Origin of the sequence: Fictibacillus phosphorivorans (assembly GCF_007673525.1) — a bacterium.
Lineage (GTDB): Bacteria > Bacillota > Bacilli > Bacillales > Fictibacillaceae > Fictibacillus > Fictibacillus phosphorivorans_C.
In genome coordinates this window covers 323,747-343,550 of sequence record NZ_VDZU01000001.1, presented here as the reverse complement: position 1 = coordinate 343,550, position 19,804 = coordinate 323,747, and the positions used below count along the sequence as shown (strand labels likewise).

The window sequence follows — 19,804 nt, the reverse complement described above, 5'->3', positions numbered from 1 at the left end:
GAACTTATGAGAATCTTATTTAATGAGATAAGAAAGCTGTTTTCGGTAAAAATCATCTGCCTGCTGCTTTTAGTCAGCTTCATCGTATATCAACAGTTTATCATGTTTGAATTTAAGTATTTTCCTAACGGCAGACCACTATTAGATGATTTCCGAGCTACGCAAAAAATGCTAGTTGATTATGGCAAATCTATGGATAATGAGGAATTTGAAGATTTTAAAGAGATTAAGGAACAACGAATAGCAGAAGCAACAGAGTATCTTAAGTCACAGAAAGAAATGGTCGCTGCTGGCATTGATACCTATGAGGAATTTAGCAACATGGATCTGGAAAACGAAAAACTAGCTGCCCTGCACAGCAAAATCTTTTTTGAAGACTCTGTAGATATTTTTTGGGAGATTCAGGCACGCGATGGGATCATCGACAGATATGAGCATCCTGAACGTTTTAATGAGCATGAACTAACTCCAAAACAAAATGCACGTATGGATGAATTGGTTGAAAACGGATCAACAAAAGCGATATTTACGGATATGGTATTTGATAATTACAATTGTTTAATAAAATATGTAGCCATCCTTATCTTCCTAAACATCATGATTATTCATATGCCTTTATATATCAGGGACAAGCGAAATCACGTGCAGCTTCTGCAGTATACATCAAAAACAGGACGCAAACTTTTTTCTCAAAAGCTCCTTACAGGAATATCTGCCGCAATGATCGTTATAACCGCTCAGCTCGCTTTTTTCTTTTTCATGTATAGAGGCAATGACACGAGTATGTTCTTTCCGCTGCCGATCAACTCTATTTTTAATTTTTTTGTTTCATGGTATGATCTAACCTTTTTCCAATATATCGTTCTTACTGTTATTTGTATCTTTCTGTTAGGATTAGCGTTAGTATTGGTCGGAGCTTGGGTATCTAGCGTTGCTCCCAATTATATGACGAGTGTAGGTCTGCACGTTCCGCTAGCCTTCTTGCTGTTTGGTTCAGGTACAACGTATCTCGTGCAAAATCTTACTACCATTTATTTAAACCCTTACCTCTTACCTATTTCTTTCGTGATCATCCTTATACTTTCCTCGCTATTGTTTATGTGGCGTTATCGAAGAGAGAAACTGAAGAATATATAAGGAGGAGCAGCATCAGCTAATTCAAGCTAGATGCTGCTTTGTTAAAAAAGCACCGGCCACTTAGCCGATGCATCCTATACTACTGCTTTATTTTTTCTTAACAGGCACCCAAATCTCACTTCTAAATGTAGGTGACGTCGTATCTTTATCCGCGTTCCAAAGAATCTCTGGTCCTTCTGTTTGTTCATACGACGATGATGGAAACCATTCTGAATAGATGCGTCCCCACACGTTCTGCAGAGTTTCTGGAAAAGGGCCGACCGCTTCAAATACTGCCCAAGTGGATGCTTCCACCATTAGTTCTGACAGATTCTCAGGACAAACATTTGTTGTGGCTGCCCCAATATAATGATCAAGCTCACTGTTTTCAGTTGTCCTCTCCGAAAAGTTCGTTGAAGCGCTGATTAAGCCACTAGGCTCTATATTTGATAAACTCTTCAGCTCACTAATCATCTCTGGTGTGAGGCTCTGCCACATCGCGGCAATCTCGGGATTAACTCCCTCAAAAACGAGCTGAACCCTTTTCTTGAGACCCACAATAGAAAAGGCCTCTTTTTCAACGATACGATAGTTCATTTCACTTCCTCCTTTTACCGATAATTGAAAGGACATGCGCGGAAAGGCTTTGAGTGAATGACCGTTTTTACGAGCTTCTGATGGTGTAATGCCATGCATCTGCTGAAACGCTTTTGTAAAAGAATCTGGTGAAGAGTATCCGTATTTCACTGCCACATCAATTACTTTTATGTCGCTGTTCTGCAACTCAAAAGCTGCAAGAGTTAGCCTTCTGCGGCGAACGTATTCTGAAAGTGGAACTCCTGCCAAAAAGGAAAACATACGTTTAAAATGATACTCTGAACAATACGCTCGTTTCGCTACTTCCGCAAAGTCAATCTCATATTGAAGGTGATCCTCCATATATTGCAACGCGTCGTTCATACTCTTAAGCGAATCCATTACTAACGCCTCCTTTCAAAATAAGAATAACAAGGGGAAGAAGATGACATCCGACAATCTCTGTATATAGTTTAACGGATTTGACGTTTACATCGCACAAAAAAAACAACCGCTGCTACGGGCAACGGCTGTTTCAAATTACTATTTAAAAAGGGGGGGGTAGTACTACTATTCCCAGCTCACATTTTTTTATTCATCATTTTGCAAGTTTCATAGATTTTTTTTGCACCACTTCTGTTTTTCCATAATAACTGTGTAAAAACATGCCGAGCATGATGATGAGAACGCCCATCATTGAAAGGAACGTTGGGCTTGCGATCGATAACAGCCACATCTCACCGGCTAATACAAAAATGATCTCAGCCGATTGCGTCGCTTCTACACCAGCCAGTTTCACAGGATTGTTCGCACAAAGATCCGTCGCTTGGAAAAAGAGGACAGTTGCAATAACCCCAGATGAAATGGCTACTAAAAACGTCTGCCACAACTGATCATTCGTTGGAGGTCCGCTCTCCACCCATCCGATTCCGGCGAGGACAATCCACCAAGGAAGTGAGGCGATTGTCATACCGAATGCTCGCTGAAAAGCATCGAGGCGTTTGTTTGTTACAACCATCATTTTTCGATTGCCTAGTGGATAGGCGATCGCCGCAATCAGAACAGGCAACACAACGTTCAACCAAGCAGAGCCGTTTACCCCACTTGCTTCCTGCACTTGAACGAGTGCCACACCTCCTAGTATGATCAGTGAAAAACCTAATCCTCTAAAAGGTATCTTCTGACGTGTTGCTCCATTGCTTTTGTCTCCTTCATAAAAGAAGGGCACGAGAAGAGAACCTGCAACGATCGTAATCTGCCAAGTCGCCGCCACTAACCACGCTTCTCCAAAACCTGCTGCGTATGTAATCGGTGCATAAAAGAGCACAAATCCAACCGAACTCCATAAAAACCATGTGCCAAACCGTTTCTTAAGTTCTTGAAACACAGGACGCACGTTGCCACGCATCCAAACGATAATCCACAATAACGGAACCATGTAAAAAAAGCGAAGGGCTGCACTCCAATGCCAGCTTCCGCCTGATAAATCCATGGAACGATTCAAGATGAACGTGACGCCAAAGAAAAAGGCTGCCGCAATTCCAAGCCATATCGGTCTCATGTTAAGTCCTCCATTTCCCTTTAAAAAGTATTCATCTGTCTTGTCCAACATGCTTATCTTTTTTTATTATCTTACCATATGGTTGTATGCATTTGGGAGGAGTCTTTTGGTTCAATAATTACGAGGTAAATTACTTTTTGTACGAGGTAATCCGAATTTTATACGAGGTAACTTGCCATTTATACGTGGTAATCCAACATTTATCCGATTTTCGATCATAATCGACAACTTTGTAACAAACGAAAAGAAGCGAAACCCCACAGAAGTTCCGCTTCCCCCTAACCTAAGCCAAAAACACCGCTCCATACCCGAGTGATCCAATAATCACAAACACCGGGGACACTTTCACTTTTTCCATCAATAAAAAACTGGCAGCAGTTAGAAATAGTGTGTGCATCCAACCAACGCTTATATACGATTCGGCAAAGAACTGATACGCCATGATGCCAAGAAGCACAGCGATCGTCGGTTTTACATACGTGCTCATGTTCTTTACTCGTGGTGAATCTTTAAATTTATAAACAAGACCTAAAAACGCGACCATCAATAAAAGGGATGGCGCAACGGTTGCGAATACGCCAACAAACGCCCCAAACCAGCCTCCCTCTTGGTATCCGATGTAGCCTGCCATCTTTGTCGCGATCGGACCAGGAAGCGCATTACCTAGCGCCAGTACTTCGGTAAATTCATTAACAGAAAGCCATTCATAGCGGTCGACGACTTCGTTTTCAATTAAAGGAATGGACGCCGGTCCACCGCCATATCCTAAAATTCCGGGTAAGAAAAAGGCGAGAAAGATATGCCAAAAAGTCATCCTGTCTCCTCTCCTTCCCGCACGCTTGCTTTCTTTTTATCCGTTCCCTTCAATGGTCCAAAAAGAGCGTATGCCAATAATGCACCAATGATGATTCCAGGGTGGACACCTAGAAATTGAAGAAGGATAACACCAGCGAAAATGTGAAATAGGCTGAGCTTTAAACCTAGCCCTTTTTTGGAGCTATCAAAGAACTGCCACGTTAAGACAGCGAGCATCACAGCGACAACGGGAATGACTCCTTTTGTCATGCCTTGTACCCATGGCTGATCCTTAAATTCTCGGAGTGAGGTTAAGAGCAGAATCATGAGGATAATGGTCGGCAGAATCGTTGCTAATAGCGAAACGAAGAGACCCGTAATGCCTGCAACTCGGTATCCGATATATCCGGCCATTTTTGTCGCGATCGGCCCAGGAAGTGTGTTTCCTAGCGCCAACACATCTCCAAATTCTTCGTCGTTCATCCATTTGTATTTTCCGACCACTTCCTTATGAACTAAAGGGATGGAAGAAGGACCTCCCCCATACCCCAGCATGCCCGACCGAAAGAAGGCAAGAAACAAGTTGAGATACGTCATATGATCAGTCCTTTATTCTTAGTTGAGTTTAGTATGTTACCATGCAGCGATCGAGCCATCTGTTCTTCCTTCCGTTCCACCTGCTAATACACCTGTCTCTGGGTCTCTCCAAATGATCTGTCCTCGACCAAAGTTCCCTGAATCTGCAGCCACTTGAACGTCATGACCCCTTCTCGCTAAGTCATCAACAATATGCGGCGGTAGTGAGCGTTCGACTAGAACTTTCTTATCCTCCATCCACTGCCAGCGTGGCGCATCTAGTGCGGCTTGCGGGTTAAGATGAAAATCAACCGTGTTCATCACAACTTGCACGTGACCTTGAGGCTGCATGTAGCCTCCCATCACACCGAAAGGTCCTACGGCTTTTCCATTCTTCGTTAAAAAGCCAGGAATGATCGTATGATACGTCTTTTTTCCTGGAGCGAGTGCGTTATCGTGATCTGGATCCAGCGAGAAATCATGTCCTCTATTCTGCAGTCCGATCCCCGTTTCAGGAACGACTACACCAGAACCGAACCCCATGTAGTTGCTCTGAATGAAGGAGACCATATTGCCTTCTTCATCTGCCGTTGCAAGATATACCGTTCCACCACTTGGCGGTGTTCCGGGTTCTGGCTGAAGAGCTTCATGACCGATCAGGTCTCTACGTTTTGCAGCATAGCTCTCCGACAATAATCCTTCAACAGATACATTCATCCTTAGTGGGTCTGTTACATATTTTTTCGCATCCACAAAGGCTAATTTGATGGCTTCGATCTGTTTATGATAGGTTTCCGCTGATTCTTTTTCGGTAAAATTATATCCTTTTAGCGTGTTAAGTGCCATAAGTGCAACGATGCCTTGACCGTTCGGCGGTATTTCCCAAACGTCATATCCTCTGTAGTTCACGCTGATCGGTTTTACCCACTCGGGATAAAAGGTAGCGAAATCCTCACTTCGGAGAAATCCGCCGTGCGCTTCTGACGCCTCGCTTATTTTTTGTGCGAGTGCTCCTCTATAAAAAGATTCGGATTTCGTTTCTGCGATGTCTCGTAATGTATTCGCATGGTGAGGTGAGCGCCAAATCTCGCCTACTTCTGGCGCACGTCCGTCAGGTGCAAAGGTTTGGAACCAGCTCTCGAACTCCTCGCCTTTTAATTCACGCTTGTACGTTTCATATGCTTTTCGCCAGTACTTACCGAGAATGGGCGTTAAAGGGTAACCTTCTTCGGCGTATGAGATTGCAGGTTGCAACACTTCTTTAAACGGAAGCTTGCCAAATCGGTTGGATAGTTCCGCCCAAGCAGCAGGCGCACCTGGCACTGTAACAGGCAGCCAGCCAAACTTTGGCATGACATCATGTCCCGCTTTTTTTACTTCTTCAATCGAAATGCTTCTTGGTGCGGGACCACTCGAGTTCAAGCCATGCAGTTCACCATTCACCCAGACGAGTGCAAACGCATCACCACCGATTCCGTTCGATGTTGGTTCAACGACCGTTAGACAGGCTGCGGTAGCAATAGCTGCATCAACCGCATTTCCACCCTTTTTTAACATATCAAGCCCAGCTTGAGCAGCGAGCGGCTGACTCGTCGCAACCATCCCTTTTTTCGAAAAAACGCTCATACGATCTGAATGATAAGGGTTATGAAGGGCATTGTACTGAAGTTTCTGTTTCGTATCCTGTATCGTTTGATTCATGATTCTCACCTTTCGTGGCAGGCGATAAAATGACCTTCATCAATTTCGCGCCATGCGGGTTTTTCTGTTGAACAATGCTCTTTTGCGATAGGACAACGCGTATGAAATGGACATCCTGTCGGTGGATTGGAGGGACTAGGTAGATCGCCTCTTAACCGGATGCGCTCTCTCTTTCTCCCAACAGTAGGTCTTGGTATGGCAGACAATAACGCCTCTGTATATGGATGTGTTGGATTTTCGTACAGCTTATGAACAGGCGCGAGTTCCACCATCTGACCCAGATACATAACCAGTACTCGATTGCAGAGGTGCCGCACTACACCAAGGTCATGCGACACGAACAGATAGGTTAGGCCATGCTTTTCTTGAAGATCACGTAAAAGTTTGATCACTTGTGCTTGAACGGAAACATCTAACGCTGACACAGGTTCATCGCACACGATAAAGGATGGATTGATCGAGATCGCACGTGCTATCCCAATTCGCTGGCGCTGACCACCGCTAAATTCATGCGGATAGCGCTCATAATGCTCTTCTTTTAGACCAACCTCGTTTAAAAGTTGAAGAACCCTTTCTCTTCGTTCTAATGAGGTTAGATTTGTATGGATGATGAGCGCTTCTTCTAGAGCATCACCAATCCGCTGTTTTGGGTTAAGTGAGGCATACGGATCTTGAAAGATCATCTGCATCTCTTTTTTATAAGGCTTTAACTGCCTCGATGAATAGTTACTAATGTTATTCCCGTTAAAAACGAGTTCTCCTTCTGTCAGCGATTCAAGTCCAAGGATCGTTCTTCCGAGCGTCGATTTCCCGCACCCAGATTCACCAACAACGCCTAAAGTCTCTCCTTTATAAATATCAAGCGTGATTCCGTCAACTGCCTTCACATGGTTCTTTACCCTCTGCAGCAGGCCGCCTCTCACAGGAAAATGCTTTTTTACATTTTTTACGCTATAAAGAACTTGCTCGTCTACCACCATTCTGTTCGACCCCCTCTTCTTGCAGCCAGCACCTTACACTCTGTTTATCTGTAACGTGAAATGTTTTCGGAGATTTTTCCATACATTTATCAAAAGCATACGGACAGCGCGGATGAAAACGGCATCCCGAGATCTGCTCATTTAGCATCGGCATCGACCCTGCGATTGGCTTCAGATCAAATTCTGGATCATCAACATTTGGTACAGAAGCTAACAAGCCTTTTGTATAAGGATGCTGAGGATTCTCAAAGATTTCTTCCACACGGCCTTCTTCAATTATTTCTCCTGCATACATCACGATCACTCGATCAGCAATCTCGGCGACAACTCCCATATCATGCGTGATCATAATCATGCTCATGTCGAGCTGTTCTTTCAAATCGTTGAGAAGGTCAATGATTTGAGCCTGAATGGTCACATCAAGTGCTGTTGTCGGTTCGTCAGCAATCAACAGAGACGGGTTGCAAGATAGTGCGATCGCAATCATGACGCGCTGCCTCATCCCTCCGCTCAACTCATGCGGAAATTGATTCATCCGTTCGACGGGTGACGGAATCCCAACCATCCTTAAAAGCTCAATTCCTCTCATATGTGCTTGTTTCTTTGATAACTTCAAATGGATCATCAATGGTTCACGAATCTGAAAACCAATCGTGAATACAGGGTTTAAAGCTGTCATCGGTTCCTGAAAAATCATGGATACATCGTTTCCGCGCACTTTCTGCATCTGTTTTGGTGACATTTCGGCAAGGTTTCTTTGATTAAAGTAGATCGATCCGTCTGCTATCATTCCGTTTGATGGCAGAAGTCCCATGATGGAAAGAGCTGTGATACTTTTACCACAGCCCGATTCTCCAACGATACAGAGTGTTTCTCCTTTTTTTACTGAAAAGGAAGCGCCCCGGACAGCCGGCAATGGACCGTCCGCTGATTTAAACGTTGTCACTAGATCCTTTACCTCTAAAACAGTCTCTTTCATCATCCATCCCTACTCTCTATAAACGCCGTAAAGTGACCACTGTCCTGTAGGTTCCATCTCAAAGCCTTTAACAGATTTATCGTAAGCGGCTGAGGCGATGCCATGGTAGATCGGCAGAACCGGCAGCTGTGTCATCACATATTCATCCGCTTTTGTTAAGATTTCTTTACGCTGTTCTTGATCCACTACAGAACGAGATTGATCGATCAGCTTATCGAGCTCAGCATCTTTATAACGGCTTAAATTTGTTGCGTCAATGTTCGCAGAATGAAGTCGTGGGAACAATAATTCACTTCCATCTCCCGTAACGTTCGACCAGCCAGCAATCGTAATATCAAAGTCACCTTTTTTCGACACATCCAGGTAAGTGCCCCACTCAATCGTCTCGATGTTTGCGTTTATCCCCGCTTCTTTTAACTGTGACTGAATGACTTCAGCCATGTTCATGTACTGACTCGTATTAGCAGCTAAAATCTTGATTTCCTTTTTATCAAACCCGTTATCTTTTACAAGTTTCTTCGCTTCTGCCTGATCAAACTTCGGTCCCTTATCACTGCTTTCGTTGTGCCCAAAAACTTCTGGTCCGATGAAGCTGTTTGAATAAACTCCGAGACCGTTTAACTTTTTCAAGTATCCTTCACGGTTGATTGCTTGTGAAACAGCTTGTCTAAATTTCAAGTCGTTCATCGGTTCTTTTTCCATGTTAAAAGCCAAGTAGTAAACAGGAGTTCCTTCTTTTTTCCGAATATCAACGTTCTTAATCTTCTCTAGACGCGGCATCAGTTCAGGTGCCAGTCCATCGATCAACTGAACTTTTCCGGTCTGCAGCATAGAGATCGCCGTTGATACTTCAGGAACGACTGTAAACGTTAGCTTTTCAAGTTTGGCCGGCTTCTGCCAATAGTCCTTGTTCTTCACGAGTACGATGTCATCGCCGTTTACTTTTTCAGAGAACGTAAATGGTCCTGTTCCAACTGGATCTTTCATGAGATCCTGCTTTTGATCAGCTGTTGGAGATACGATGGCCGCATTTGAGTGCGTTAAAGCCGCAAGCATCGGTCCATATGGCTTCTCTGTTTTTAAAACAACTGTATGCTCGTCCTGAACTTCGATGGATGATACAGGTGCTAAAAGTGATGCACGCGGTGCTGCTGTCTTCGGATCTTTTAATTTATCAAACGTGTATTTAACAGATTCTGCGTTGAACGGAGTTCCATCGTGAAATTTTATATCTTTCTTCAACTTGATCACCCATGTATTTTCGTCTGGGTTTTCATAGGATTCTGCAAGGTGTGGAACGATTTCACCTTTGTTATCTCGAACAAATAACGTTTCATAGATTTGTTCAATCACTGTAGATGATACAGAATCATTTGTTAGAATTGGTGATAGACCTACCACTTTGGAAGTCGTTGCATAGGTTAGCTCTTGTTCAGCTTTCCCTGCACTTCCGCCTGATGAAGAATTGCTGCTGCAACCCACTAAAGCCAATGACAATACAAAAAGAACCGTTAGCAAACTAGCAAACCACTTTTTTCCCATTTGTCATATCCCCCTCTTATTTGTCCAAACTCATTCCTTGATCTAACGCGTCACGAAGCGCATCACCGACAACATTAAACGCAAACACAACTAGCATGATGGCGATACCCGGAATCACAATCATATGAGGCGATGTCCACATGTACTCCTGTCCTGCAGCAATCATCGCACCCCATTCAGGCGTTGGCGGCTGTGCGCCTAAGCCTAGGAAACTTAATGATGCCGTTGATAGAATCGCAGTTGCCATCCTCATAGTCGCAAAGACGATAATAGGAGCCATACAATTTGGCAGAACATGCCTGACCATGATGCGAAGGTCACTTGCTCCTAGTGATCGCATCGCGATAATGTACTCTTGCTTCTTAATGGAGAGAACACTTCCCCGAACGATACGCGCACACGTTGGAATCGACCATATACTGATGGCAATTACGACGTTCACTAGGCTTGTCCCTAAGATTGCAATGATCAGCATAGCTAGCAGAATACCAGGAAAAGCAAACATTAAATCTACGAATCTCATAATGATGCCGTCGAGCCTTCTATAGTAACCAGATAGCAAACCAAGTACGACTCCGCCCGCTAATCCAAGACTTACAGCACCGATTCCTACTAACAACGAGATCCTCGCGCCATATACGATTCTGCTCCAGATATCTCGTCCATAATTATCCGTTCCTAGCCAATGCCCTTCTGTTCCAATAGGCAGTTCACTCAGTTCCAAGTTCTGTTTGTTTGGATCCACTCCTACAATGACTGGAGCTGCAAGAGCTATAAACAGCTGAAAGGCAATGATCACGAGACCGACGATAGCCATCTTATTCTTAATGAGCCGTTTCCACGTTTTGAAAAGCGCAAACTCTTTCTTTTTCTTATGTGACGGTAACTGCTGTGTTACTAATTCCGTTGACATGTTATCCCCCCTTCGCGTTTATTCGTAACTGATCCTTGGATCAATAAAGGCATATACGATATCGACAATTAAGTTCACTAAGACGAACAGTGTGGCTACAAGAAGAACCGATCCTTGAACCATCGGAAAATCACGAGCTGCAATAGACTCAATCATAAGCCTGCCAACCCCATTGATGGCAAAAACAGATTCTGTAATGATGGTGCCTCCAAGTAAGAAACCAAAATTCAAGCCGATCACTGTAATGACTGGAATCATTGCGTTTCGAAGACAATGCATCATGATGACTGTTCTTTCACGAACGCCTTTCGCTCTTGCGGTTCTTACGTAATCTGCTCGAATCACTTCCAACATGGCAGAACGACTCATTCTAGCGATCATTGCGGCTGAGCCTGTTCCAAGAGTAATAGCAGGAAGTGCGAGCTGTTTCATTCCTTCAACAGTCCAGAACGGTTCGGTCAATCCCCCAACTGGAAACCATTGAAGGTTAACAGCGAAAATTAGGATCAATATCGCACCTAACCAAAAGTTAGGAATGGAGATTCCCCCGAGAGCAATAATGGTGCTCAGTCCATCAAACCACGTGTTATGCTTTAATGCTGATATGATTCCTGCAGTTACACCGATTACAATCGCAACAATAATACTTGCGATTGCCAGGTTCAGTGTGTTTGGGAAACGATCGATAATCGCTTCTGACACCGCTTGTTTTGTCTGATAGGAGAACCCTAAGTCACCTGCAAAAATACCTTTTAAGTAATCAAAATATTGAGCGAGCAACGGCTCATTAAGTCCAAGGTTTTCTCTGATCGCTTCAACGTCTTCTTGAGTCGCTGTTGGTCCGCCGATAATACTTGCCGGATCACCTGGCGCAATATGCATACTCATAAAAACAATGAATGAAATACCGATTAATAAGAGCACTAACTGAAAAACACGCCTTACAACCAAACCTGCCATTTTCTCTTCACCTCTCCCCTTTTTTCATTTTTCCGATACAATTAAGCAACAATTACCTCCGTTTGTTAACCAAAATCCAAATATAAACTAACAAACGTTTAATATTGTTTCTGATTATAAAATATATTCAGAATATTTTCTATATAAAATCTTAATTTGGTTCTTTGTTCCCGCACCTATGTATCGAGACATAAACCAATGCACTACTAAACGTTTTTGGGATAGGAGGATGAGCCTAGTTTATATAATTGCTTCACTGGAATAATAAAAGAGGATTCGAAATGGATAGCTGTCCATTCGAATCCTCTTTGTATTCTTTATAGTTCGTTCTTTTCTAAAAGATTGTTGCTTTAAACTAATTGTCACCTTTGAAAATTGATTGGAGTGGAAGGAGCGTGCCTACCACATGAGATACTCCTTGCAAGGCATGCGACAAGGAAGCTTACTACGAAGCATCACTTGTAGACGCAGGAGCAAGGAACTTCTTAAGGAGGGCAGCTGAGACACTTAAGAGTTAAACGTACGAATGTGGCTCAGCGTCTGCCCCGTGGAAAGCAAGCAGCCTGGAACGGAAATCAACCCTTCCAAAAGCAATAAAGTTTACAAAAAACAGCTCTATAGTTTTAGCCCTGATCGGCTCTTGAATCTTCTGAGTAGAATATGTGATTCTACTCTCGAAATCCCTTTGATGCCATACAGTTCATTATTGATAAACTTCTCTAACGAAGGAAAATCTTCTACCAATACGTGCATATGTAATGTGCTGGGCCCTGTCATCTGGTAACAGCTTGCGACACTTGGGTTATTTACGAGTTTCTCTGCTACTTTAACTAAATAGGCTGGTTCACAGTCTACTTCAAAGAAGGCTGAAACGGTCTTTCCTGCTGCTTCTGAGTCAATCACCACACTGAATTTCTCTATAACTCCCGCTTTTTTCATCTGATTAACACGTTCGCGAACAGATACACGCGAAAGGCTTAATTCCTTACCGATCTCTGCATAAGACATTCTGCCATCTTGTGTAAGCAACTCTAATATTTTTCGATCTGTATCATCTATTTTCAAATCAATCACCACACTTACTTTGAATGAATTCATTGTAAGCGTTATTTTCTCAAAATTCAAATAAGCTCTAAAAAGATATGGATTTCACACTGTATTACAACAGTATTTGCAATTTTACACATTATCACAAACCCTGTCATATCAAGGATAAACAGTTGGACAGATGACTCAATTTTATAAAAAATGAGAAAATGTTGTAAAACAGGTGTTGCAAAATATAAACTGTTATAATACAATGCATTATAATCAAATCAAAAACAAAACAGGAGGAATTTAAAATGAAAAATTACTTGGAGCTTCACCGTAATATTCCTAAGAAGACGTGTTCGGAATGTGGATGTGTAATCGAGGAACAACATGAATCTTATCTTTATGAGTGCGAGCGCTGCATGGGAAAACACGAGAGGTAAATTTTTTTACCTCTTCTGTTATATAACAATAATTTTATAAACACATCTGTTTAATAACATGTTCAGAAAGGACTGTGTAATAAGTGACGATTGAAACTACTAATCTACAAGTGTTAGGCGCCATTACTCCAGCGTATGAAAAAATATTAACACCAGGTAGCATTCTTTTCTTAAAATCATTGCACCTTCACTTTAACAACACCCGCAAAGAACTTCTGAAACAACGTAAAGCGAGACAACTCGAAATTGATGCTGGGATCATGCCCACCTTTTTACCAGAAACCGAACATATCCGTAACAGTGATTGGACCATCTCACCACTTCCACAAGATCTTCAAGACCGACGAGTAGAGATAACAGGTCCTGTTGACCGCAAGATGGTGATCAACGCGCTTAACTCAGGAGCTAAGCTGTTCATGGCTGATCTTGAAGATTCCAACTCTCCTACTTGGGAGAACACGATTGATGGTCAGATCAACTTAAAGGATGCCGTTAACCGTTCCATCTCTTTTGATAATGGAAACGGAAAAACGTATACATTGAACGAAAAGATCGCCACGCTCATTGTACGCCCACGTGGCTGGCATCTTGAAGAAAAACATATCGTTGTCGACAATGAACCGATGTCTGGTAGCTTAGTAGATTTTGGCCTTTATTTTTACCACAACGCAAAGACACTGATCGAAAACGGGTCAGGACCTTACTTCTATCTTCCTAAAATGGAAAGCCATAAAGAAGCTCGCCTTTGGAACGATGTGTTTATTTACGCGCAAGAACAGCTTGGGATTCCAAGAGGCACAATTAAAGCAACTGTACTCATCGAGACGATCGTTGCCGCATTTGAGATGGACGAAATTTTATACGAACTTCGTGAACATTCCGCAGGCGTAAACTGTGGAAGATGGGATTATATTTTCAGCTATATTAAGAAGTTCCGTAATCAGCCACACGTCATTCTTCCTGACCGTTCGCTCGTTACGATGACTGTTCCGTTCATGAGATCTTACTCTCTTTTGGCAATCAAGACGTGTCATAAACGAAACGCTCCTGCGATCGGTGGGATGGCGGCACAAATTCCAATCAAAAACGATGAAGCTGCAAACGCTGCTGCTTTTGAAAAAGTGCGTGCTGACAAAGAGCGCGAGGCTTCTGACGGTCATGACGGGACATGGGTTGCCCATCCGGGACTCGTGCCTGTTGCTATGGATGTGTTCGACCGAATCATGCCAACACCTAATCAGATCGATCGAAAACGTGAAGATGTAGTCGTAACGGCTGATGATTTAGTGGCTGTACCAGAAGGCGAAATCACAGAAGAAGGTTTGCGGGTCAACATTAGTGTCGGCATCCAATACATTGCTTCTTGGCTGAGAGGTAAAGGAGCTGCACCGATCAACCATCTCATGGAAGATGCAGCTACGGCAGAAATCTCACGAGCCCAAGTATGGCAATGGATCCGACACCCGAAAGGCATTTTACGTGACGGCCGCAAAGTGACGTTCGAGCTGGTAGAGGAACTAAAGTTGCAGGAAGTTCAAAAGTTGAGACAAGGAATGAATGAGGAGTCATTCAATTCTGGTCGTTTTATGGAAGCTGTCGCGCTGTTTGATGAGCTGATCCGCGATGATGAGTTTCAAGATTTCTTAACCAATCGTGGTTATGAGGTGTTGTAGTTTTATCTTTTTATCAATTTTTTGTTCCAACTTATAGATTTTCATATTAATTAATGAATGATTAACCCATTCTCATGTAATATATGCCCCTTTATTAATGTAGTTGAGACGGTTTAAGTGCTTTACCGAGCGAAACGATAGTGTTTGTGCGCGAAACAAGTGACCTTTTGAGTGAAATGAGGGGTTTTTGGCGCGAAACATTGTCCTGTTTGAGCGAACGTGTAACAAATATAAAAACACGTACCGTAAAAACCAAAATTCTTACTATCCCAAAATGCCCACGTCCCAATTGCATTAAAAGATTTATCTAATCATGTCTAAGAATCATCAACTCACAAAAAACCAATAAACCTTAAGGAGAGAGATTAATGAATCAATCACGTGTGGAGAAATTACAGGATATGTGGCAAAACGAAGAGCGCTGGTCAGGTGTTCAGCGTCCTTATACAGCAGAAGAGGTTATTCGCTTACGCGGATCCATCGATATCGAGCATACACTTGCAAAAAAAGGTGCCGAAAAATTCTGGGATCTGCTTCAGAACGAAACATATGTAAACGCTTTAGGAGCACTAACGGGCAATCAGGCTGTTCAGCAAGCAAAGGCAGGTCTGAAAGCCGTATACTTAAGCGGTTGGCAGGTCGCAGCAGATGCCAACCTTTCTGGAAACATGTATCCCGACCAAAGTTTGTATCCAGCAAACTCTGTGCCACACGTGGTAAAACGCATCAACTCTGCTCTTCAACGCGCTGATCAGATTCAGCACATGGAAGGCGGAAACGAAGTGGATTATTTCCTTCCGATCGTTGCCGATGCAGAAGCTGGTTTTGGCGGACAACTGAACGTTTTCGAACTGATGAAAGGTATGATTGAATCTGGAGCTTCGGCCGTTCACTTTGAAGATCAGTTATCTTCTGAGAAAAAGTGCGGACATCTAGGTGGAAAAGTGCTTTTGCCTACGATGACGGCTGTACGTAACTTGATCTCTGCTCGTCTGGCGGCAGATGTGATGGGAACGCCAACGATTCTGATCGCACGTACGGATGCTGATGCTGCTGACTTGATCACTAGTGACATCGATCCGGTCGATCGCGCGTTTATTACAGGTGAGCGAACTGCTGAAGGCTTTTATCGTACGAATGCTGGCCTTGATCAAGCGATCGCACGAGGACTTGCATATGCTCCTTATGCGGATCTGATCTGGTGCGAAACGAGTGAACCGAACTTAGAACAAGCACAGCGTTTTGCAGATGCGATCCACGAGCAGTTCCCTGGTAAACTATTAGCTTACAACTGTTCTCCTTCTTTTAACTGGAAAAAGAAGCTGGATGATGCAACGATTGAAACGTTCCAGCAGCAGCTTGCAGAGATGGGCTATAAGTTCCAGTTCGTAACGTTGGCTGGTTTCCACGCACTGAACCATAGCATGTTCGAGCTTGCAAAAGGCTATAAAGCTAGAGGCATGGGTGCTTATTCTGAGCTTCAGCAAAGAGAGTTTGATAGTGAGATCGATGGCTATACGGCAACTCGCCACCAGCGTGAAGTAGGAACAGGCTATTTTGATGAAGTAACACAGCTCGTTTCGGGTGGTACAGCTTCAACAACGGCTCTAAAAGGATCTACAGAAGAAGAGCAATTTCAATCACAAAAAGCGTAGAGATAGTATTATTGGATAGGAGATATATAGAAAAAAGGACAGGAGCAGATGCCCTTGTCCTTTTTTAGCATTTAATTTACAAATGTATTGTGAACGCGCCACGATTTCTTTGCATACGTTGACCAGATGATAAACGCCAATAACGCAGAGGCTGAGTTTACAAACGGCGTTCCTGTATTCACTTCATCTACAAACAGAAGCAGAATATCTGTTAAAATCGCAAAGGCTAATGTAATCTGCAGCAAAAATACCCACGTCTTTACGAAAGCTTTCTTCTTCGTGAAAAATAAATACATAAGATAGATATTCAATCCGATTAATCCAATATTAAAGATTAATTCTCCGTATACGACGTATTTTAATAATAACGAGTTGAATTTATAACCTTGAATCGCATCAAATCCCACTTGTACAGCATTTAGTTTAAACGGCAAAGCCAAAATGAGTCCTGCTCCTACTAATAGCAGCCATCCTCCTAAACCTTTCAAATCTTCTTTTTGTTTTGGTTGTGTCTCCAATTTCCGACCTCTTTCTGATGTTTGTCTTTTCTGCACTTCTATTTTCCATGAAGGATAAAGTAACTCTATACGGAATATTATATCTAAAATTAATCATGTCAGGAGTCATGTTATGGAAATGATTAAAAAAGCTACTGTTTTTGATGCTGCTGAAATACTTGCGTTACAAAAAATGGCTTATGTGAGTGAGGCTGAATTATACGGAAACTTTGATATTCAGCCTCTTAAGCAAACGGTCGCTGATGTGGAAGAAAGCATAAGAACCCACCACGTATTGAAGTATCTATTTAACGGTAAAATTATTGGCTCCGTCAAAGCTCATGAAAACGAAGGAACGTGCTATATAGGTAAGCTCATGGTCCACCCTGACTTTCAGAACAGAGGCATCGGTAGAAAGTTAGTACAGGAGATTGAGCAATTGTTCACTGGATACCGTTACGAATTATACACCGGCAGTAAGAGCGTGAAGAATATCTCTTTTTACGAAAAGCTAGGCTACAAAGCGTTTAAAACCCATCGATTAGACTTTGAAGAAACTATCTTTGTTTTTATGGAAAAGCAGCCTGTATTGTTAAAAAAATAAGGCTGTTTTCTTAAACTTTGTTGCTTTTGGAAGTGTTGATTTCCGTTCTAGGTTGCTCGCTTTCCACGGGGCAGGCGCTGAGCCACATTCGTACGTTTCACTCTTAAGTGTCTCAGCTGCCCGCCTGTCCCGTAGGAGTCTCGCACCTTCCACTACAATCAATTGTCAAAGGTGACATGGGTACAAAGCAATCTTTTAGAAAAGAGCGAAAAATAAAGAAAAGAGGCTGATACGAAAGTCAGCCTCTTTCTCGTTCTATTAAGCTTTCACATCACGCTTTTGGAAGACTGTAAACGTAATCGCGAGCATGATTGCGGTGTATACGGCGAGAACGCTAATGGAGAACGGTAGCGTTAAGTCCTTGACCATCTGGTTCTGCCCATCAATCAATACACTAAGATCCATGTTGGCGAACAGCGTATAGATCACCCAGTCTTTTGTTGCAAGCAGCATTACGATCGTGTTACCTGCAAACAGCGTAAACATGGCAACACCAATCGCCACTGAGTTACTCATGAACAGCGTTGAGATCATGAATGACATAGCCACAAGCGCTGTTAATTCAATAAATTCTACACCGATGTTGGCAAATACATATTCAACGATCAGTCTTTCTTTTACCTGACCATCTTCTGTTGTGATTAAGTAGGATTGGTCCATTCCGCCGAATCCATAGGCAAGACCACCAACAAGCCACGTTGCTACAATAACAACGAGCCACATAACAAATGCAAAGGCTAATGTTGCAATGAATTTGGATAAAAGAATCTTCCATCTGCTGTAAGGACGAATCAGAAGCATCTTAATCGTTCCTTTAGCAAATTCATTAGATACAATGTCACTAGCCACAACGATAACAAATAACCCAATAAAGGACGAAATCCACGCCATATCTTTCATAAACTGCCATGCTGTTGTTTCATATGGTGAAATGTCGTTAGCAATCGCATATTCATTTTGTTTGATGGCTGATTCAAGTGAATCAATATATATGGCGTTGTCACCATTCTTTTTTGCATCATCCAGCGCTTTTTGGTCATCCTTAACCGTTTGCGTCAGCTCTTGCTTCCAATTTTCGTTCACTTCTACATCTGTTGTTACCTTATCATAAACAGCGATACCGATAATGATAACGATTGGGATAGCAAGGAAGATCCATGTACGTGTACGGCTAAAAATTTTAATCCACTCATTCGTTAACAGGGACAGCCACTTCATTCAGATCTCCCCCTTTCTTTGTCATCTCTAAGAATCGTTCTTCAAGCGTCTTCGTTTTGCGTTGGATACCCACAACGAGGACCCCAGCGAGAACAAGTTGTTTGTTCACTTCAGCTATAAATCGAACGTCTGCTGTTTGGACGATCAGTTCTTGACCTGACTCAGTTACGTTCAGATCTTCATTCAAATTAAAAAGAACTTGTTTTGCCTGCGTTACATCTCCTTCGATTTGGAAATGAACCTTCACATCGGCCTCGTGTTCTTGGTTCATAATCTCGTCGATACGCACAAGCTTTCCGTGTTGAATAATGGCTACACGGTCACACATCATCTGCATCTCAGCGAGCATGTGTGAAGAAACGACAACAGACGTTCCGTTGTTCGCGAGTAGACGTAAATAGTTACGAAGGTCATAGATACCTTGTGGATCGAGACCGTTTGTCGGTTCGTCCAGGATTAACACGTTCGGCTTATGTAAAAGTGCCTGAGCTACGCCCAGTCGCTGTCTCATACCAAGCGAGTATGTTTTTACCTTGTCGTTAATCGCGTACTTCAGATCGACGAGCTCGATCACTTCGTCAATTCTTTCCTTCGTCACATCCGGCATGATCCTCGCATATTGCATGAGGTTTTTATAGCCTGTCATATAATCGTACAGCTGCGGATTTTCAACGATTGCGCCAACGCGTTCCATCGCTTTTTCAAAGTTCCCTCGCAGGTTATCACCGTTGATCAAAACGTCTCCGTCCGTGATAGAGATCAGTCCAACGATCATTCGAATCGTTGTAGTCTTACCCGCTCCGTTTGGACCAAGCAGACCGAAAATCTCACCTTCTCTTACCGAAAACGAGAGATCATCCACAATGGTCTTGCCTTTGATCTTTTTCGTTAAGTTTTTAAGTTCTAACGTATGTGTTGTCATGCGCTCCCCAATTCCTCCTATCATAACTCTCTCTTTTCACACTGTAATACGACTGAGAATA

Annotated in this window: 19 protein-coding genes; 5 read left to right on the top strand and 14 right to left on the bottom strand. The window is 42.8% G+C overall.

Annotation, left to right across the window (positions count from 1 at the left end):
• Positions 1-6 precede the first annotated feature (6 nt).
• Positions 7-1,137, top strand: coding sequence for a hypothetical protein (locus tag FS458_RS01640; protein ID WP_144697092.1), 1,131 nt, complete (start codon positions 7-9; stop codon positions 1,135-1,137).
• 87 nt (positions 1,138-1,224) lie between these two features.
• On the opposite strand, the gene FS458_RS01635 is transcribed toward FS458_RS01640, so the two are convergent.
• The 11 genes from FS458_RS01635 to FS458_RS01585 form a co-directional block, all read right to left on the bottom strand.
• Positions 1,225-2,094, bottom strand: coding sequence for an AraC family transcriptional regulator (locus FS458_RS01635; RefSeq protein WP_144697089.1), 870 nt, complete (start codon positions 2,092-2,094; stop codon positions 1,225-1,227).
• A 196-nt stretch (positions 2,095-2,290) separates the two neighbouring features.
• Complete coding sequence (locus FS458_RS01630) at positions 2,291-3,253, bottom strand: DMT family transporter (protein WP_144697086.1); 963 nt, start codon at positions 3,251-3,253, stop codon at positions 2,291-2,293.
• A 283-nt stretch (positions 3,254-3,536) separates the two neighbouring features.
• Positions 3,537-4,067, bottom strand: coding sequence for a chromate transporter (locus FS458_RS01625; protein ID WP_144697084.1), 531 nt, complete (start codon positions 4,065-4,067; stop codon positions 3,537-3,539).
• Positions 4,064-4,645, bottom strand: a complete 582-nt coding sequence (locus tag FS458_RS01620) for a chromate transporter (RefSeq protein ID WP_144697081.1) — start codon at positions 4,643-4,645, stop codon at positions 4,064-4,066. The genes FS458_RS01625 and FS458_RS01620 overlap by 4 nt, the downstream gene beginning before the upstream one ends.
• A 36-nt stretch (positions 4,646-4,681) precedes the next feature.
• On the bottom strand, positions 4,682-6,325 hold the full coding sequence (locus tag FS458_RS01615) for a gamma-glutamyltransferase family protein (protein WP_144697078.1): 1,644 nt from the start codon (positions 6,323-6,325) through the stop codon (positions 4,682-4,684).
• Positions 6,326-6,330: 5 nt separating this feature from the next.
• A complete protein-coding gene (locus tag FS458_RS01610; protein ID WP_144697075.1) occupies positions 6,331-7,305 on the bottom strand; it encodes an ABC transporter ATP-binding protein in 975 nt (324 codons plus the stop codon).
• The gene (locus FS458_RS01605; RefSeq protein ID WP_144703190.1) at positions 7,277-8,284 is read right to left on the bottom strand and encodes an ABC transporter ATP-binding protein; all 1,008 of its coding nucleotides are present in this window, start codon (positions 8,282-8,284) and stop codon (positions 7,277-7,279) included. The genes FS458_RS01610 and FS458_RS01605 overlap by 29 nt, the downstream gene beginning before the upstream one ends.
• Before the next feature lie 9 nt (positions 8,285-8,293).
• Positions 8,294-9,826 (bottom strand): glutathione ABC transporter substrate-binding protein, encoded by a 1,533-nt coding sequence (locus FS458_RS01600; RefSeq protein WP_144697072.1) that lies wholly within the window; start codon positions 9,824-9,826, stop codon positions 8,294-8,296.
• A 16-nt stretch (positions 9,827-9,842) separates the two neighbouring features.
• Positions 9,843-10,739 (bottom strand): ABC transporter permease, encoded by an 897-nt coding sequence (locus tag FS458_RS01595; protein WP_144697069.1) that lies wholly within the window; start codon positions 10,737-10,739, stop codon positions 9,843-9,845.
• A gap of 18 nt (positions 10,740-10,757) precedes the next feature.
• Complete coding sequence (gene nikB / locus FS458_RS01590) at positions 10,758-11,699, bottom strand: nickel ABC transporter permease (RefSeq protein WP_144697066.1); 942 nt, start codon at positions 11,697-11,699, stop codon at positions 10,758-10,760.
• 615 nt (positions 11,700-12,314) lie between these two features.
• Positions 12,315-12,764: an Lrp/AsnC family transcriptional regulator gene (locus tag FS458_RS01585; RefSeq protein ID WP_066398772.1), complete on the bottom strand. Its 450-nt coding sequence runs from the start codon at positions 12,762-12,764 to the stop codon at positions 12,315-12,317.
• 278 nt (positions 12,765-13,042) lie between these two features.
• Between FS458_RS01585 and yhfH the strand changes: the two genes are divergently transcribed.
• The 3 genes from yhfH to aceA all read left to right on the top strand — a co-directional run bounded on the left by yhfH (position 13,043) and on the right by aceA (position 16,502).
• Positions 13,043-13,174 carry a protein YhfH gene (gene yhfH / locus FS458_RS01580; RefSeq protein ID WP_137791063.1) on the top strand — a complete coding sequence of 44 codons (132 nt, stop codon included), beginning with the start codon at positions 13,043-13,045 and terminating at the stop codon, positions 13,172-13,174.
• Between the two features lie 83 nt (positions 13,175-13,257).
• On the top strand, positions 13,258-14,847 hold the full coding sequence (aceB, locus tag FS458_RS01575; RefSeq protein WP_144697063.1) for a malate synthase A: 1,590 nt from the start codon (positions 13,258-13,260) through the stop codon (positions 14,845-14,847).
• Positions 14,848-15,215: 368 nt separating this feature from the next.
• Positions 15,216-16,502 carry an isocitrate lyase gene (aceA, locus tag FS458_RS01570; protein ID WP_144697060.1) on the top strand — a complete coding sequence of 429 codons (1,287 nt, stop codon included), beginning with the start codon at positions 15,216-15,218 and terminating at the stop codon, positions 16,500-16,502.
• Positions 16,503-16,573: 71 nt separating this feature from the next.
• Here the strand turns inward: aceA and FS458_RS01565 are convergent, their stop codons facing one another.
• Positions 16,574-17,020, bottom strand: coding sequence for a DUF2569 family protein (locus FS458_RS01565; protein WP_186320411.1), 447 nt, complete (start codon positions 17,018-17,020; stop codon positions 16,574-16,576).
• Between the two features lie 112 nt (positions 17,021-17,132).
• On the opposite strand from FS458_RS01565, the gene FS458_RS01560 reads away from it, so the two are divergent.
• A complete protein-coding gene (locus FS458_RS01560; RefSeq protein ID WP_144697055.1) occupies positions 17,133-17,603 on the top strand; it encodes a GNAT family N-acetyltransferase in 471 nt (156 codons plus the stop codon).
• Between the two features lie 258 nt (positions 17,604-17,861).
• On the opposite strand, the gene FS458_RS01555 is transcribed toward FS458_RS01560, so the two are convergent.
• Positions 17,862-18,821 (bottom strand): ABC transporter permease, encoded by a 960-nt coding sequence (locus FS458_RS01555; protein ID WP_144697052.1) that lies wholly within the window; start codon positions 18,819-18,821, stop codon positions 17,862-17,864.
• Positions 18,793-19,743 (bottom strand): ABC transporter ATP-binding protein, encoded by a 951-nt coding sequence (locus FS458_RS01550; protein ID WP_144697049.1) that lies wholly within the window; start codon positions 19,741-19,743, stop codon positions 18,793-18,795. Before FS458_RS01550 ends, FS458_RS01555 begins: the two co-directional genes overlap by 29 nt.
• Positions 19,744-19,804 lie beyond the last annotated feature (61 nt).

Bases quoted from the DNA above. Each gene is read 5' to 3' on its own strand.
- FS458_RS01605 (WP_144703190.1), bottom strand. From the start codon at position 8,284: ATGAAAGAGACTGTTTTAGAGGTAAAGGATCTAGTGACAACGTTTAAA.
- nikB (WP_144697066.1), bottom strand. From the start codon at position 11,699: ATGGCAGGTTTGGTTGTAAGGCGTGTTTTTCAGTTAGTGCTCTTATTA.
- FS458_RS01640 (WP_144697092.1), top strand. From the start codon at position 7: ATGAGAATCTTATTTAATGAGATAAGAAAGCTGTTTTCGGTAAAAATC.
- FS458_RS01555 (WP_144697052.1), bottom strand. From the start codon at position 18,821: ATGAAGTGGCTGTCCCTGTTAACGAATGAGTGGATTAAAATTTTTAGC.
- aceA (WP_144697060.1), top strand. From the start codon at position 15,216: ATGAATCAATCACGTGTGGAGAAATTACAGGATATGTGGCAAAACGAA.
- FS458_RS01600 (WP_144697072.1), bottom strand. From the start codon at position 9,826: ATGGGAAAAAAGTGGTTTGCTAGTTTGCTAACGGTTCTTTTTGTATTG.
- FS458_RS01620 (WP_144697081.1), bottom strand. From the start codon at position 4,645: ATGACGTATCTCAACTTGTTTCTTGCCTTCTTTCGGTCGGGCATGCTG.
- FS458_RS01635 (WP_144697089.1), bottom strand. From the start codon at position 2,094: ATGGATTCGCTTAAGAGTATGAACGACGCGTTGCAATATATGGAGGAT.
- FS458_RS01610 (WP_144697075.1), bottom strand. From the start codon at position 7,305: ATGGTGGTAGACGAGCAAGTTCTTTATAGCGTAAAAAATGTAAAAAAG.
- yhfH (WP_137791063.1), top strand. From the start codon at position 13,043: ATGAAAAATTACTTGGAGCTTCACCGTAATATTCCTAAGAAGACGTGT.
- FS458_RS01550 (WP_144697049.1), bottom strand. From the start codon at position 19,743: ATGACAACACATACGTTAGAACTTAAAAACTTAACGAAAAAGATCAAA.
- FS458_RS01615 (WP_144697078.1), bottom strand. From the start codon at position 6,325: ATGAATCAAACGATACAGGATACGAAACAGAAACTTCAGTACAATGCC.
- FS458_RS01560 (WP_144697055.1), top strand. From the start codon at position 17,133: ATGGAAATGATTAAAAAAGCTACTGTTTTTGATGCTGCTGAAATACTT.
- FS458_RS01595 (WP_144697069.1), bottom strand. From the start codon at position 10,739: ATGTCAACGGAATTAGTAACACAGCAGTTACCGTCACATAAGAAAAAG.
- FS458_RS01625 (WP_144697084.1), bottom strand. From the start codon at position 4,067: ATGACTTTTTGGCATATCTTTCTCGCCTTTTTCTTACCCGGAATTTTA.
- FS458_RS01630 (WP_144697086.1), bottom strand. From the start codon at position 3,253: ATGAGACCGATATGGCTTGGAATTGCGGCAGCCTTTTTCTTTGGCGTC.